This is a genomic window from Photorhabdus sp. RM322S, from assembly GCF_042879395.1.
Lineage (GTDB): Bacteria > Pseudomonadota > Gammaproteobacteria > Enterobacterales > Enterobacteriaceae > Photorhabdus > Photorhabdus khanii.
Genome location: NZ_JBHFKW010000004.1, coordinates 57,304 through 73,726, shown reverse-complemented (window position 1 = coordinate 73,726; position 16,423 = coordinate 57,304). Strand labels below are relative to the sequence as shown.

Here is a 16,423-nt window from a genome sequence, read left to right as displayed (position 1 = left end):
TTAAGAGAGAACCGCTTCTTGCAAAAAGAAGCGGTTATTTTCTTATTTAGAAACGTCGGTGCCAAAATATTGAGTAGAAATACGCAGATAAGTGCCATCCGCTTTGATATCGGCTAACGCTTTATCGATAGCAGCTTGTAATTCTGGTTCGCCTTTCCGGATTAGAATACCGACCTGATCACCATTGGGTTCAGTTGCGACAATTTTTACCGGTGCATTGGGTTTGTGTTTCTTAAAATCCAGATAGGAGAGATTATCGTTGATAGTAGCATCGGCTCTGCCTGTAGCAACCAAATCAATTGACTGATTAAATCCTTCAGTGGGGACGATTTCTGCGCCGTGACGTTTTGCTAATTGAGCGTAATTACTGGTTAAGGAATGACTTGAAGTTTTACCTTTTAGATCGCTGAACGTTTTAATACTGTCATTATTTTTGCGGGTGATAAGTACGGCTTTAGATATGATATACGGAGCGGAAAAGTCATATTTCTTTTTACGCTCTGGTGTAATAGCGACTTGGTTAATTACTGCGTCATAGCGTTTGGCATCAAGTCCGGCAATAAGCCCATCCCACTTCCCTTCGGTGAATTCCGCTTTGACATTCAGACGGCGTGCGATTTCGTGGCCAATATCAACATCAAAACCGGTTAAGGCTCCTGAAGCATTGTGATAGGTAAATGGCGGATAGGTTCCTTCGGTAGCGATTTTAAATACGCCGGTTGATTTAATGTTATCAAGACCAGACTCTGCACTGGCAGAATATGCAATGCCAAATTGAATGACGCCAGCCAATAATACGGTGAGGAATGCTTTCATTTTATTTCTCCAACCTGTCAGAAAATTTATTTAATCGTAATTGACTTGATGGATTCAAAGCACAATTACGGCAAGGTGCTTTTAACGGTGGGTTATATCTCCCAATCCGGTAAGGTATTCGTTAAAGTTGAAACAAATTCAACCGTCCGCTGCTTGAGGGCACGAGTAAAAATCGTTTTCGATGTCCCCGATTCGACAATTTCGCCAGATTCTAAAAATATGACGTTGTAGGCAAGATTGGCTGCCAGACGCAGATCGTGTGTTGCCATCAACATCGTCGTTCCTTCTTTAGCCAACTGCTTCAATACAGCAACCACTTCCAGCGATAATTCCGGATCAAGCGCGGAAGTTGGCTCATCACACAATAACACTTTGGGAGAAGGTGCCAGCGCTCTGGCAATTGCTACACGTTGTTGCTGACCACCGGATAGCGTGGCAGGCAAGACGTCGACTTTGTGTGACATGCCAACCTTTTCCAGCAGCTCAAGCGCCCGCTTTTTAGCTTTTTCTGGCGACCATTTCTGTACCCAAATCAGCCCTTCCATAATGTTTTCAATCACCGTCAGATGAGGGAAAAGTTGAAAATTTTGAAACACCATGCCGGTTTGCTGGCGGATCCGTTGTATATCCTTATGAGCAATGCGCTCTTTACCGATGAAGGTCATACTTTCACTGCCGATTTGCAGCTTCCCGGCTTGGGGAATTTCTAATAAGTTGATGCAGCGTAACAGCGTGCTTTTGCCACTTCCTGATGGGCCGATCAGGGCGGTAAGACTGCCTTCCTCAATGTTAAGATCAATATTTTTCAGGACCTTTTGCCCGTCAAAACTTTTTTCAATGCCGGAGAGCTGAATCATCTTTTAATTCCTTTGTATCACTCTGTTGTGAGAACTTCTTTTCCAGACGGGTTTGCAATGATGACAATACTGAACTGATTATCAGATAAAGTATTGCAGCCTCGGTATAAAGAATGAGGGGTTGATAAGTCACCGCCGCAATACGTTGTGCAGCAAGGAAAAGTTCCGGTACGGTAATGACTGAGGCTAATGAAGTATCTTTCACCAGAGAAATAAATGTGTTTGAGAGTGGCGGAATAGCGATTCTCGCCGCTTGAGGCAGAATGATCCGGCGTAATGATTGTGTCCAGCTCATACCAATAGAATAAGCCGCTTCCCACTGCCCTTTTGGTACAGATAATAAAGTGGCGCGGATCACCTCAGAGGTATAGGCGCCAATATTCAGTGTGAAACCAATAACGGCTGAGGTAAATGCGCCTAGCGTAATACCAACGCTGGGTAAGGCATAAAAAATAAGAAACAGTTGCACAAGTAACGGTGTACCACGGATCAGCCATACGTAGAATTTGGCGACAGCAATAAGCGGTTTTGGCCCGTAAAGCCGGATTAGTGCAACGATAAACCCAAGTATGATACCAAGAGTAAAGGTAATAAGCGTCAGCGGAATAGTGAAAGTAAAGCCCGCATAAAGCATAGGCCAGAAAGAATCGAGTACTAAATTAAACCAGGAGGGCTCCATATACTTTCCCTATTGTGTAATATAAAAATATATTTATTTTTATGAGATTGTTTTAAATATCATATGGCAAGCTGGGAGTTTATATATATAAAATAAAGTTATATCATATGATCATTTTAGATATATAAAAGGGTTTGTATAAATCAATATATTTCATGTTTGATGAAAATATTCCCTAATTCTTCAATTCAACTGGATTAGCGATAAAGTTCCCTGGTTAGAGTTTGTATCTAACGTTGAGGGAACTGGTTTATTTGAGTAAGGTATGTTTCACTTATTCGGGAGTATTGTCGCCAAAGTATTGAGCCCAGATGCGCTGATAGGTACCATCGGCTTTGATATCAACGATTGCTTTATCAATAGCCGTTTTTAGTTCTGACTCGCCTTGGCGGAGTAAAATTGCTGTTTGCCCTGCGTTTGGATCCGACGCAACAATTTTCACCGGTGCATTTGGCTTGTGCTTCTTATAGTCCAGATAAGAGAGGCTATCGTTGATAGTGGCATCGGCTCTACCGGTACTGACCAGTTCGATTTCCTGGCTAAATCCATTCGTGCCGATGATTTCCGCGCCATTATTTCTTGCTATCTGAGCGAAGTTGTTGGTCAGAGTATGTGCTGAGGTTTTGCCTTGCAAATCGCTGAATGTTTTTATGCTGTTGTTATCTTTATTGGTGATAAGTACGGCTTGAGATGTGATATATGGGATAGAAAAATCATATTTTTTCTGGCGCTCAGGAGTAATCGCAATTTGATTAATGACAGCATCAGAACGCCCGGCATCCAACCCGGCAATAAGCCCATCCCATTTTCCCTCAATAAATGTCGGTTTGACATTCAGCCGATGGGCAATTTCACGACCGATATCGACATCAAAACCAGTCAAAGTGCCTGAAGCGTCGCGATAGGTAAAGGGTGGATAAGCCCCTTCAGTCGCAATTTTGAATATGCCGGTGGATTGAATCTTATCAAACGTTGATTCTGCATTGGCAGGATGTACAAGACCGAATTGCACAGTACTTGCCAATAACAGGGTAAAAATTATTTTCATTTTATTTCTCCAGATTATTATAGCTATTAAATTATAATTTGATGTTTTACTGGTAATAATATATTTATTTGTGTGAATTTATTCCAGATATAATATGAGAAATTTAATGATTTATATATAAAATAAAATTATATCATATTGTAATTTCAGATATATAAATATGAAAAAATGAATAAAATAAATATTTATTATATGTGTCCTTATTAATGAAATAGTTGTTGTTATTTTCAATATATTTGATGGTGTTTATATAGAATGGGCTGAATTTACATTTTATTATAAATTTTATCGTTTACGTTTTGAATTAAAAAGCCACTGACAACGAATTGCAGTGGCTTTGATGAAAATTTACTTGTTGAGAATATTATAGCGCAGCAATGGTTTCCTTCTGAGCTAACAGCTTCTCTTTTGATGCATTACAGGTTGCCAGGCGTTCACGCTCTTTAGTGACAACGGCTTCGGGCGCACGGCTGACAAAGCCTTCATTCGACAGTTTACCTTCAATGCTGCCAATCTCTTTATCCAGCTTCTCAATCTCTTTATCCAAACGGCTCAACTCGGCTTGTTTATCGACTAAGCCCGCCATTGGGATTAACACCTCTGCACCATTAATCAGCTTGGTTACAGAGACCGGAGCTTCTTCACCAGCAGGCAGCAGAGTGACAGCAGAAAGGCGGCCCATTGCCTGAATAAAATTCAGGTTTTCCGCTACACGACGTTGCGCGCCTGCATCAGCATTACGTAGCAGAACTTCTAGCGGCTTACCTGGTGCGATGTTCATTTCAGCACGAATATTGCGTACCGCAATAATCGCTTCTTTAATCCATTCCAGATCGATTAGCGCGAGTTCATCTGCTTTCGCCTGATCAAATTCTGGGAACGGTTGCAGCATAATGGTATCTGCTTCAATCCCCTTAACCACTTTCACCCGCTGCCAAATGGTTTCGGTGATAAATGGAATAATAGGATGAGCCAGACGCAATAACCCTTCCAGAACTTCAATCAATGTATGGCGGGTACCACGAACTTCTGCTTCTGAACCTTTGTTGATCGCCGGTTTAGACAGCTCCAGATACCAGTCACAGAACTGATTCCAGGTGAATTCATAAAGAATATTGGCAGCCATATCAAAACGATAGGTATCCAGTGCTTCACGATAAGCTTTTACTGTCTGGTTAAATTCAGCCAGGATCCAGCGATCAGCCAGTGACAGCGCCATTTCGCCGCCATTTTGGCCGCAATCCTGACCTTCCGTATTCATTAGAACAAAACGGCTGGCGTTCCACAGTTTGTTACAGAAATTACGATAACCTTGCAGACGCTTCATATCCCAGTTGATATCACGGCCCGTAGAGGCCAATGCCGCCAGTGTAAAGCGCAGGGCATCGGTACCGTGAGATTCAATACCCGCCGGGAATTGCTTCTCTGTACGCTTGCGGATTTTTTCAGCCAATTGTGGCTGCATCATATTGCCGGTACGTTTTTCCAGCAGATCTTCCAGAGAAATACCGTCAACCATATCCAGCGGGTCAATGACATTTCCTTTGGATTTGGACATCTTTTGGCCTTCGTCATCCCGGATAAGACCGGTCATGTAGACGGTCTTAAATGGAACCTGAGGTTTGCCATTTTCATCTTTGATGAAATGCATGGTCATCATGATCATACGGGCAATCCAAAAGAAAATGATGTCAAAGCCACTCACCAACACGTCCGTTGGATGGAAAGTTTTCAGTGCTTCAGTTTGTTCTGGCCAGCCAAGAGTAGAAAAAGTCCACAGACCGGAAGAGAACCAAGTATCCAGGACATCTTCATCTTGGTTTAGGGCGATATCTGCACCCAGATTATTTTCACGACGAACTTTTTCTTCGTTGCGGCCTACATAGACATTACCTTCAGCGTCATACCACGCCGGGATACGGTGGCCCCACCACAATTGACGGGAGATACACCAGTCTTGAATATCGCGCATCCAGGAGTAATACATATTTTCATACTGCTTAGGTACGAACTGGATATCGCCATTTTCAACGGCTTCGATAGCCACTTTCGCCAGAGGCGCTGTACGGACATACCATTGATCAGTCAGCATTGGCTCAATAACCACACCACCACGATCGCCATAAGGAACGGTCAGATCATGAGCTTTGATTTCGGCCAGCAGACCCAGTCTTTCAAACTCAGCAACTATCGCTTTACGGGCGGCAAAACGCTCCATGCCTTGGTATTCAGCTGGAATATCAGAACAGTAGGCATCAGAAATCTCGCCATTGGTATCGAAAACTTCTGCTTCATTACGGATATTGCCATCAAGTGTCATGATATTGATCATTGGCAGAGCATGGCGTTTACCTACTTCATAGTCATTGAAGTCATGGGCAGGCGTGATTTTCACGCAACCGGTGCCTTTTTCCATATCCGCGTGTTCATCACCGACAATAGGAATGCGGCGGTTAACTAATGGCAGAATGATCTGTTTGCCGATTAAATCCTTATAACGCGGATCTTCCGGGTTAACTGCTACACCGGTATCGCCCAGCATAGTTTCAGGCCGGGTAGTTGCAATGATCAGGTAATCTTTACCTTCTGCGGTTGTTACGCCGTCAGCCAGCGGATAACGCAGATGCCACATAGAACCTTTAATTTCCCGGTTCTCAACTTCCAGATCAGAAATTGCAGTGTGCAGTTTCGGGTCCCAGTTAACCAGACGTTTGCCCCGGTAAATCAGGTTTTCTTTATATAAACGGACAAAAGCTTCTTTTACGGCGTTGGACAGACCTTCATCCATGGTAAAACGTTCACGCTCCCAGTCAACAGAGTTACCCAGACGGCGCATCTGATTGGTAATCGTGCCGCCAGACTCTGCTTTCCACTGCCAGATTTTATCGATAAAAGCATCGCGGCCATAATCGTGACGGGTTTTGCCTTCTTCTGCTGCGATCTTACGTTCAACTACCATTTGAGTAGCAATACCTGCATGGTCAGTACCGGATTGCCATAAGGTGTTTTTACCCTGCATCCGCTGATAACGGATCATCGTATCCATAATAGTTTGCTGGAACGCATGGCCCATATGCAGACTGCCCGTCACATTTGGTGGCGGGATAACAATACAGAAGCTTTCGCGGCTGGTGTCACCATTAGGTTTGAAATAACCACTTTTCTCCCAATGGGTATAAAGAGGCTGCTCAATTTCTTTAGGATTGTAAGTTTTATCGAGAGATGGCTCGGATTGCGTTTGGTTAGCGGGTGTTTTTTCCATTTTATCTTGATACTTAGTCTGTTGGCGGCGTTGCCATGGTCAAATTAAAGCCGACGCTGCGATATGTTTTATATCGTTCACGCGCCAACTGTTTCAAATTTTCATCTGTAGGAACAAAGTCTATCACTTCATGGAAAGCGGTGGCAAAGTCTGCAAAGTGCGGCAGCAGATTTATCAGGATATCACGGGGGGCGTTTCCCCGTTTTTGTGGCCAACATAACTCAACCGGGGCGCCATATCTTGGCCCTTCACCCGCGAGGTTATGCGGGACGAACTGATGAGGCTCCCGTTGCCATAAAGCTTCATCTAACTTTTCAGCCTGTTGTTGATCTTCACAGGCAATCAGCACCCGCTTTCCTGCTCGCCATTGGTCAGCCGTGAGTTGACATGCTAGCCATTCGTGAGCCTGCAAATCCTCTTGAGGTGATGGCTGTTCCAGTAAATAAAACGTGGCACTTTTCATTAATGTCTCTGTTACGAAAAAAGGGCATTGTAAATGCCCTTTAATAAGCGGGGGAGATCAAATCAATCGTCGTTATTGATACCGGCATTGCCTGCACGATTTAACAGGAATTGCGACAGTAATGCAACCGGGCGGCCTGTGGCACCTTTTGCTTTACCTGAACGCCATGCAGTACCGGCGATATCCAGATGTGCCCAGTGATATTTTGTGGCGAAGCGAGATAGGAAGCAGGCCGCGGTAATTGCGCCACCTCCACTGCCACCGGTATTTGCCAGATCAGCGAAATTAGAATCGATTTGCTCAAAAAACTCATCGGTCATTGGCAGGCGCCATGCGCGATCACCTGATTGTTCAGAAGCATTTAGTAGTTCATGGGCCAGTGGATTATGGTTGGATAGTAATCCACTGTAATGATTACCAAGAGCAGTGATGCAAGCACCAGTCAATGTGGCGATATCAATGACTAGTTCCGGATCAAAACGTTCAACGTAAGTTAACGTGTCACACAGAACCAATCGGCCTTCTGCATCCGTATTGAGCACTTCGACAGTCTGACCAGATAGGGTGGTTAAAATATCTCCAGGTCGGTAAGCTCGACCTCCTGGCATATTCTCACAGCCTGCCATGACACCGATGACATTGAGCGGTAGTTGTAACTCAGCAACCACACGCATAACACCATAAACTGTTGCCGCACCACACATATCGTATTTCATCTCATCCATGCTACCCGCAGGTTTGATTGAAATACCACCAGAGTCAAAAGTCAGGCCCTTGCCAACCAGGATAATGGGTTTGGCATTTTTATCAGGACTGCCTTTATATTCCATGACTGACATGAGAGATTCATTCTGAGAACCCTGACCAACAGCCAAATAGGCGTTCATTCCCAGCTCTTTCATCTGCTCTTCACCAATGACTTTGGTTGTAATATGACTATTGGCAGAATCTGCGAGTTGGCGTGCCTGAGAGGCCAGGTAAGCTGCGTTACAGATATTTGGCGGCATATTGCCAAGATCTTTGGCCGCTTTGATACCGGCAGCAATAGCAAGACCGTGTTGGATTGCACGTTCACCGCTAGTCAGCTCCCGGCGAGTGGGTACATTGAAGACCATTTTACGCAGTGGGCGGCGCAACTCATTTTTATTACTTTTAAGCTGGTCAAAAACATAGAGAGACTCTTTGGCTGTTTCTACCGCCTGGCGCACTTTCCAGTAATTATTACGGCCTTTAACATGCAACTCTGTTAAGAAACATACCGCTTCCATTGAACCTGTTTCATTAAGGGTATTGATCGTTTTCTGGACAATTTGTTTATACTGACGCTCATCCAGTTCGCGCTCTTTACCGCAGCCGATGAGCAAAATACGTTCAGATAACACATTGGGAACATGATGCAGCAGCAGAGATTGACCAACTTTGCCTTCCAGTTCACCACGGCGCAGCAAGGCGCTGATATAACCATCACTTATTTTATCGAGCTGTTCGGCAATAGGGGAAAGGCGGCGGGGTTCGAAAACGCCGACAATGATACACGCACTGCGCTGTTTCTCCGGGCTACCGCTTTTTACACTAAATTCCATGCGTTCTCCTGAATCTTAAAGACAAAGACGGACGCTATCGTTAAAATATAGCGTTCCGCATTAATCTACCCCATAGAAAGTTCACTCTTTATGTTAAGCTAAACGCACTACTTAATAATTGTTTAGCTAACTATTTAAGTATGTTCTGATTGGGAACCTAAATAAATATGAAATGCTTCGAGAACATTTTAGCAATAGGGAAGCCAAACTGATGCATATAATAAATAGTAGATATACAATGAAGTTAGCCATTTTCCTGCAAAAAGACAAGTTTTCACAGGCGTAATAAGCGTGATCATCATTAGATATCTGGTACGGGAAACCCTGAAAAGCCAAGTTGCGATACTCTTTATCCTTTTACTGATTTTTTTCTGTCAAAAATTAGTAGAAATTCTGGGTGCAGCAGTGGAAGGAAAAGTCCCGGCAAATTTGGTTTTATCCTTGTTAGGACTGGGTGTGCCTGAAATGGCGCAGCTTATTTTACCCCTGAGTCTTTTTCTCGGGGTGTTGATGACTTTCAGCAAACTCTATACTGAAAGTGAAATTACTGTTATGCATGCGTGTGGCTTGGGCAAACGCGTGTTAGTGGTTTCAGCACTTATTCTGGCATTGTTGACTTCCGCGCTGGCGGCGGTGAATGTCATTTGGGCAATGCCGTGGTCCTCAATATATCAGGAGCATGTGCTGGCTGACGCCAGGGCTAACCCAAGCTTGGCGGCGATAATGGAAGGAAGATTCAAACCTTCCAATGACGGTAACTTGGTGCTCTATATTGGCAACGTGCACGGCGACAAATTCGAAAACGTATTTCTTGCCCAGCTTCGTCCGGCTGATAACCAGCGCCCTTCAGTTGTGATCTCGGATGGCGGTCATATGGTGGAGCGGCCTGATGGTAAACAGATGGTTGTCCTTAACCACGGTACCCGTTACGAAGGTACTGCAATGCTGCGGGATTTCAGAATTACCGAATTCAATGATTATCAAGCGGTTATTGGGCATCAGGCTTCGACTGTAGATGGTGATAAAATTGAACAAAAGTCCATGACTCAATTATGGCAAAATGATGATAAAGATTCCCGCGCTGAGTTCCATTGGCGCTTGACCCTGGTGCTCTCGGTATTGATTATGACCATGATGGTTGTACCATTAAGTGCGGTGAACCCACGTCAGGGCCGGGTACTCAGTATGTTGCCTGCGATGCTGCTTTACCTAATCTTCTTCTTACTGCAAAGTTCCCTGCGTTCTAACGGTAGCAAGGGCAAATTGGATCCGATGATCTGGATGTGGGCGGTTAACGGGGCTTATCTGATGCTGGCGCTGATTCTCAATATCTGGGATACCGTACCGATGCGCAGAATTCGGGCCCGTTTCAAAGGTAGAGGAGTAGCCTGATGTTTGGTGTATTGGATCGTTATATTGGGCGAACTATTCTACAAACTATTCTGATGACACTCTTTATGCTGGTATCACTCTCCGGCATTATTAAGTTTGTTGACGAATTGAGAAGAGTGGGGCGGGGGGAATACACCACTCTTTCCGCTGGTCTTTATGCTTTGCTAAGTGTGCCGAAAGATATTCAGATATTCTTCCCGATGGCCGCTTTACTTGGGGCCTTATTGGGGCTTGGCACGCTGGCAACCCGCAGCGAGCTGGTGGTTATGCAGGCTTCTGGTTTTACCCGTATGCAGGTTGCTGGCTCAGTCATGAAAACGGCAATTCCGCTGGTGATCCTGACCATGGTTATTGGTGAATGGGTTGCGCCACAAGGTGAACAGATGGCACGTAACTACCGGGCTCAGAAGATATTTGGTGGATCTTTGGTTTCAACAACCAGAGGTATGTGGGCGAAAGACGGTGCCGATTTTATCTACATCCAGCAGTTAACGAGTGATACAGAGATTAAAGGTGTCAATATCTATCATTTTGATGATGATAAAAAACTACTCTCTGTAAGATATGCAGCCAGTGCTGTTTATGATGAAGATAGTGACTTGTGGAAGCTTTCTCAGGTGGAAGAATCTGACCTGACAGACAACAAAAAAATCACGGGATCACAGAGTATCTCTGGTGACTGGAAAACTCTGCTGACACCACAAAAATTGGGTGTTGTTGCGCTCGACCCTGAAGCGCTTTCCATCAGTGGTTTGTATCAGTACATCAAGTACCTCAAACAGAGTGAGCAGGAATCAGGGCGTTATCAACTGAATATGTGGAAAAAGATATTTGCCCCACTTTCAGTTGCGGTAATGATGTTGATGGCGCTCTCTTTCATCTTCGGGCCGCTGCGTACCGTACCGATGGGTATTAAGATATTAACAGGGATTAGTTTTGGCTTCTTATTTTATGTCCTCAACGAGATCTTTGGCCCTCTGAGTCTGGTTTACAGTATGCCGGCAGTTTTGGCAGCGCTGCTACCAAGTTTTCTGTTCCTTACTGTGAGTGTTTATTTACTGCTTAAGAGACAGTAACTTTTAGAAATTGTGGTGTGGGTGATGGGAACCAGATATTAGAGGAGCAGCAGGGATGGAGAACTAAGCGGGAAACTCCATCCCAGGTATCTCGATTTATAAAACTCAGATTCAAACTTGTTTGTGATTCCTTGACAACGCGGTTACCAGTTGATTAACCCCGGTCGTTACACTGCTGAACTTACTGCGTTGCTTCCGGGTAATCACCACAAATACGCCGATATTCTGCTCGGGGATCATTGCCATATACGTATTGAACCCACCGCCACCACCGGTTTTCTGATAAATGCCCGGTACATCACCACGGGCGTTCATGTAAACCCAGCCAAGGCCGACGCCATCTGCCTGACCGGCAACATCCATCCCTTTAATTGAAGCCAGATCGGAACGCTTAAAATAAACTCCCTGCTCGCGGCTGGCGGTCTGCTTACGTAACTGACTGTCTGATGACAAAAACTGCTGCATCCAGCGTTGCATATCTCTTGGCGTTGAATAAATTCCACCACTACCCGCTGCTGCAACAGTGTTAAGGCATGGGCTGGATTTATCACTTTCCATCAGACGGGCGCACTGAGAGCGGCTTGGTGTCAGTGTGGTGTCTTTCATGTAATAAGGGCCGGTGATCTTATCGTGCAACAAGCGGGTATATGGCTTACCTGCGGCCTTAGAGAGCGCATCCGCTAATAAATCATAAGCCAGATTGGAATAGGATACAGTTGTGCTTGGAGATACATCTAATTGAGCTGTTTTCAACCAAGTCCAGCGATTGGCTTGTGTAGGCCAGACAAAAACAGGGCGCGCCCATTGACCCCCTGGTTGTTCACGAGGTAAACCACTGGTATGGCTTGCCAGGTGGAACAACCGGATAGGCTGAAGAGGGCTGTATTGAGGCACTTTCACGCCATAATAGCTGTAATCCTGCAATGGATCGGTGGAACGCAGAATCTTATCCTCTTCCAGCTTGATCATAATCTCACTGGTCATCAGCTTAGTCAGCGAGGCGATGCGGATAACGGCATCAGGCTTAGGACGGATGCCGTTTCCCGGACGGGTTTCACCGAAACTGCGGTAAACTACCTGATTATTATCAATCACCACCATCGCCATGCCTTGGGCATTGCTGCCATTGAAAATATCCTGAGCGTACTGATCAACCAATTGCGAAGCTAACTTTTTAGTTCTCGCGTTTCCTTCAAACACCTCCCATTTCAATGGTTGCTTCTTTGGTTGCAGAAACTTTGGCGAATAGGTTTTATCGGAAGAAGAACAGGCTGCGAGAGCCAACACCATGGCAGAAACAGGGAAGATCTTAAAAAACTGTTTATTCATTTTGAATTAACCAATCAGGCATACTTCCAGTGAACTTACGGACAGGATAGAGATATCAAAATACGGTTACTTATTCTTTTTAAACAGCATCATCAACGCGCCAATGACAATGCCCAAAAAGATACCGGCACCAATCCAGCTAATAATCGTCATAACCATTTACCTCATAGTGAATTATCATCCAGATTATATAAGGTGATTATAAGTTGTCTATCGGCGTCAGGTGTTTCAGCCAACTATAGTGATATAAAACTGTTTTAGGTTTTTTTTCGGTTGTGAGCTGGTTCTGAGCAGGAAGATTAATTTCCGGTTGAAAAGATATTGCTGAGTATGCTTTATACTCGCTTGGGGTTTTTATGTTTAAGAATTGAGCGTGAATTTGTATTGAACGGATGGAAATGATCTTTTTTTCGGCGGTTAAACTAAATCAGTAGGATAACTATTGCTAACAGATCACTGACAGGTATAATAGCCCCGTTCTCCGCATACTACTTCAGTGCCGAAGTGGCGAAATCGGTAGACGCAGTTGATTCAAAATCAACCGCCTTCGGGTGTGCCGGTTCGAGTCCGGCCTTCGGCACCATTGCTATGTTCATAGCAGTTCATTAAAGTCCAGTTATCTAAGAAAACTCCTTATAAATCAAACAAAATAGTCTATCAAGGTCTATTATCGTCCGTTGCAATCCACATATCTGTGGGGGCATAATTAGGGGCATCTTCCGATTCGATTAAGAATGTGCCCCCAAAATGAAACTCAATGCTAGGCAAATAGAGACAGCAAAGCCAAAAGATAAAGCTTATAAACTCGCTGATGGTGGAGGGTTGTATCTGGAAATTACTCCGCGAGGTTCAAAATACTGGCGTATGAAATACCGCCGACCAACAGATAAAAAAGAAGACAGGTTAGCATTTGGTGTTTACCCGGTAATTTCTCTTGCTGATGCCAGAGCTAAACGTGATGAGGCTAAAAAACTTATAGCCAGTGGTGTAGATCCCAAAGCAACACAGAAAGAGGCACAAGCTGAGGTATCTGGCGAATTTAATTTTGAAACTATTGCTAGGAAATGGCACGCCAGTAATAAGCGGTGGGGTGACTATAACCGGGCGCGTGTACTGCGCAGCCTTGAACAATACATCTTTCCTCATATTGGTAAAGTTGATATTCGTCAGTTAAAGACTAGTCATCTATTAGTTCCTATCCGAGTGGTTGATGATGCAGGAAAGCATGATGTGGCTCAACGGCTCCAGCAGCGGGTAACAGCTATCATGCGCTATGCTGTACAAAATGACATTATCGACAGTAATCCGGCTATAGATATGGCCGGGGCGCTGACCATGCCTAAAACTAAACATTATCCTGCATTGCCATCTAATTGCTTTCCTGAATTATTGGAACGTATAAATCGTTACCGTGGCAGGAAAATTACACGTTTAGCGGTAGTACTGACTTTACTCACTTTTGTGCGTTCTAGTGAGTTACGTTTTGCACGATGGGATGAAATTGACTTTGATATCTCTGTGTGGCAGATCCCCGGCCAACGAAACCCAATCGAAGGGGTTCGTTATTCTTACCGTGGTATGAAAATGAAATCAGCCCATATTGTACCGCTCAGTAATCAAGCAATAGATGTTTTACAGCAACTTAAAGAGCTTAGTGGGGACAATGAGCTGCTTTTTCCCGGCGACCATGATCCTAATAAAGTCATGAGTGAAAATACGGTAAATAATGCGTTACGAGTAATGGGATATGATACAAAAACGGAAGTATGTGGGCATGGTTTCAGAGCGATGGCTTGTAGCGCTTTAGTTGAATCAGGACTATGGTCAAAAGATGCAGTTGAAAGACAAATGAGCCACACAGAGCGTAATGGTGTCCGAGCTGCTTATATCCATACATCTGAACATTTGGAGGAGCGGCGATTAATGATCCAGTGGTGGGCGGATTATTTGGATCAATGTAAAAAAGAATTTATTGCTCCTTACGTTTTCTCAAATAAAAATAGTAAATAGTCATATAGAAACATATTAATTCACTGTGTAAAAAAGCCCACTTTGAATAGTGGGCAATAGATGTCTTGAGTTAGTGATGTTTTTTTAAGAGTTATAAAATCTCTCTGACATGGATACTTTAATATTGTTACCTTTTATAACGGGAAGGCCAGATAATTTCTGGCGAAATTTCTAACGCATCAGAAATAATTCTTTCTCCTTTAGGCCAGCGACGTGTCAATGCATTGGCTAGTGTAGATGAAGCTAATCCAGCGCTCCTTGATAAAGCAGCTAATGTTATTCCTTTCTTTTTTAGTCCGGCAATAATATCGGCTGGATGCCAATCTTGTTGAATCATATTTTATATTCCCCTGAGTGGTGACATAAAATAATTATCCTTTCATGGACTCTATCTGTAAATAGTTAAAGTTAAAAAATACTATTATTTTACTATTCCCCCGTTTAAATGGAACTCCCCCATTCATTACCCATTTCATTCCCTTTAAATAAAAAAAGGCGTTTTTATAATTACAGAACAATGTAAATATTCTATTGAATGTCACTGAATAGGATTGTTTTAGATATTATATTATGAACGGGTTAAATAACGATGTATTCATAGAAGAAATATACCCATGTTTCCCCCGTTTTATCCCCCACGATATATGGATTTTTATTGCCCCCACATTGATATTATTAAAATCGCTTAAGGTCAGACAGAATAAGGGTTTCACGTGCTTCCCCCTTTTAGGTGTACTTAATAAGTGGCAAGTGGGGAGTATTGCCGGATTTCTGACAATATCCCCCACATTTACCATTTATTCCCCCGTATTGGAATGGCGTTGATTAATGCGGATATCTTCACCCAATACGGTCAATAAGCCATCATTTTCCAGTTTGTCCAGCCAACGGCTGAATTTCTTTGATACATCGATGCCTTTTGCTCGTAAGTCATCCCGCACCTGTGATTTTGTGCAGGAATCGCTTTGGGCTGTTCGGTTACGAACAGATTCCCATAGGGCTAGATGATTACCTGACAGACGCCGGACATGGGCCAGTGCGATATCACCGGCTGCGGCATCCCGTGGTTGTCTGGGCTGATCTGACAACACCAGAGAGGTAATCTCTTCGCCATCTTCGTCAATACAAATGCTGACCGGATGCAGGTCATAAGCGACTTGTGGCGGTTCATCAGCATCTTTCATTTTAGTACAGCTTAATATCAGCGCTTCTTTATCATTTTCACGGCGGATATTAAACTCCGCATCCAGTGCTGCCCGAAAGGCGCTGGAGCCTCTTGCGCCTTTATCCTGGTCTTTGCCGGAATGGTGCACAACAAGTACGGTGGCTTTTGTTTTGGCTTTGATATAGTCGCAACCCTGAATAAACGCGCCCATATCTTTAGCGGTGTTTTCGTCTGAGCCGCCAAAACAACGGGCGAGGGTGTCAAGTACAATCAGACGAACAGGTAATCCGGTTTCCTGTTCGACATCTTTGGCTGCACAAATCACCTGTTCAGCGCTTTCCGGGTTAGCAGGAAACACCGGGCAGTCTATACGGTAAAGGGCGTCTATCGGGCTGTTATCATTCAGGCTGCTTTCCCATGCTCGGATACGACGAGGAACGCCCAGACCACCTTCACCTACCACATAAACCACCGCTCCCCGATTGACTCGTTTACCTGCCCAGGCTTTACCCGTGGCAATATGACATGCCCATGATACCGCCAAAAAAGATTTATAAGAACCACTGGGGCCGTAAATACTGGCTAAGGAGTTACTGGGCAAATGGCCTTTAATCAGATAATCCTGATGAGTATCAAAGCCCTCAGAACCTCTGCGCAAAGGTAATGATGTGCTGTAGGTCGTCGGAAGATGGGTTACAGGAAGGGGACTGATGATTTTATCTGTCTGATGATAAAAGGCTGTT

Annotated in this window: 13 protein-coding genes and 1 tRNA gene; 4 read left to right on the top strand and 10 right to left on the bottom strand. The window is 44.1% G+C overall.

Translation table 11 applies throughout. The features are described from left to right. Positions 1-42: 42 nt before the first annotated feature. From ACGF63_RS03710 to pepA, 7 genes are all read right to left on the bottom strand, one after another. Positions 43-816 (bottom strand): amino acid ABC transporter substrate-binding protein, encoded by a 774-nt coding sequence (locus ACGF63_RS03710; protein WP_036844021.1) that lies wholly within the window; start codon positions 814-816, stop codon positions 43-45. 92 nt (positions 817-908) lie between these two features. After that, positions 909-1,673 carry an amino acid ABC transporter ATP-binding protein gene (locus ACGF63_RS03705; RefSeq protein ID WP_036844019.1) on the bottom strand — a complete coding sequence of 255 codons (765 nt, stop codon included), beginning with the start codon at positions 1,671-1,673 and terminating at the stop codon, positions 909-911. Then, positions 1,651-2,352 (bottom strand): amino acid ABC transporter permease, encoded by a 702-nt coding sequence (locus ACGF63_RS03700; protein ID WP_036844016.1) that lies wholly within the window; start codon positions 2,350-2,352, stop codon positions 1,651-1,653. Before ACGF63_RS03700 ends, ACGF63_RS03705 begins: the two co-directional genes overlap by 23 nt. Before the next feature lie 274 nt (positions 2,353-2,626). Further along, the gene (locus ACGF63_RS03695; protein WP_036844015.1) at positions 2,627-3,400 is read right to left on the bottom strand and encodes an amino acid ABC transporter substrate-binding protein; all 774 of its coding nucleotides are present in this window, start codon (positions 3,398-3,400) and stop codon (positions 2,627-2,629) included. 364 nt (positions 3,401-3,764) lie between these two features. Further along, positions 3,765-6,662: a valine--tRNA ligase gene (locus ACGF63_RS03690; RefSeq protein WP_387628881.1), complete on the bottom strand. Its 2,898-nt coding sequence runs from the start codon at positions 6,660-6,662 to the stop codon at positions 3,765-3,767. Between the two features lie 13 nt (positions 6,663-6,675). After that, entirely contained in the window at positions 6,676-7,125 is a 450-nt protein-coding gene (locus ACGF63_RS03685) for a DNA polymerase III subunit chi (RefSeq protein ID WP_152963381.1), read from the bottom strand. Positions 7,126-7,187: 62 nt separating this feature from the next. Next, positions 7,188-8,708: a leucyl aminopeptidase gene (pepA, locus tag ACGF63_RS03680; protein ID WP_132352983.1), complete on the bottom strand. Its 1,521-nt coding sequence runs from the start codon at positions 8,706-8,708 to the stop codon at positions 7,188-7,190. Positions 8,709-8,999: 291 nt separating this feature from the next. Here pepA and lptF point away from each other — a divergent pair, with 291 nt between their 5' ends. Both lptF and lptG read left to right on the top strand, forming a co-directional pair. Continuing rightward, the gene (gene lptF / locus ACGF63_RS03675) at positions 9,000-10,100 is read left to right on the top strand and encodes an LPS export ABC transporter permease LptF (protein WP_036844008.1); all 1,101 of its coding nucleotides are present in this window, start codon (positions 9,000-9,002) and stop codon (positions 10,098-10,100) included. Next, positions 10,100-11,176: an LPS export ABC transporter permease LptG gene (gene lptG / locus ACGF63_RS03670; protein WP_132352987.1), complete on the top strand. Its 1,077-nt coding sequence runs from the start codon at positions 10,100-10,102 to the stop codon at positions 11,174-11,176. Before lptF ends, lptG begins: the two co-directional genes overlap by 1 nt. Positions 11,177-11,287: 111 nt before the next feature. Here the strand turns inward: lptG and ampH are convergent, their stop codons facing one another. Next, a complete protein-coding gene (gene ampH / locus ACGF63_RS03665; protein ID WP_387628875.1) occupies positions 11,288-12,505 on the bottom strand; it encodes a D-alanyl-D-alanine-carboxypeptidase/endopeptidase AmpH in 1,218 nt (405 codons plus the stop codon). Between the two features lie 498 nt (positions 12,506-13,003). Here ampH and ACGF63_RS03660 point away from each other — a divergent pair. Continuing rightward, positions 13,004-13,088: transfer RNA gene (locus tag ACGF63_RS03660), tRNA-Leu, on the top strand. A 164-nt stretch (positions 13,089-13,252) separates the two neighbouring features. Next, positions 13,253-14,515, top strand: a complete 1,263-nt coding sequence (locus ACGF63_RS03655; protein WP_387628872.1) for a tyrosine-type recombinase/integrase — start codon at positions 13,253-13,255, stop codon at positions 14,513-14,515. A 127-nt stretch (positions 14,516-14,642) separates the two neighbouring features. Here ACGF63_RS03655 and ACGF63_RS03650 read toward each other — a convergent pair whose 3' ends face one another. Beyond that, the gene (locus tag ACGF63_RS03650) at positions 14,643-14,852 is read right to left on the bottom strand and encodes a helix-turn-helix domain-containing protein (RefSeq protein ID WP_387628870.1); all 210 of its coding nucleotides are present in this window, start codon (positions 14,850-14,852) and stop codon (positions 14,643-14,645) included. A gap of 460 nt (positions 14,853-15,312) precedes the next feature. Continuing rightward, positions 15,313-16,395 carry a helicase RepA family protein gene (locus tag ACGF63_RS03645; protein ID WP_387629014.1) on the bottom strand — a complete coding sequence of 361 codons (1,083 nt, stop codon included), beginning with the start codon at positions 16,393-16,395 and terminating at the stop codon, positions 15,313-15,315. Positions 16,396-16,423 lie beyond the last annotated feature (28 nt).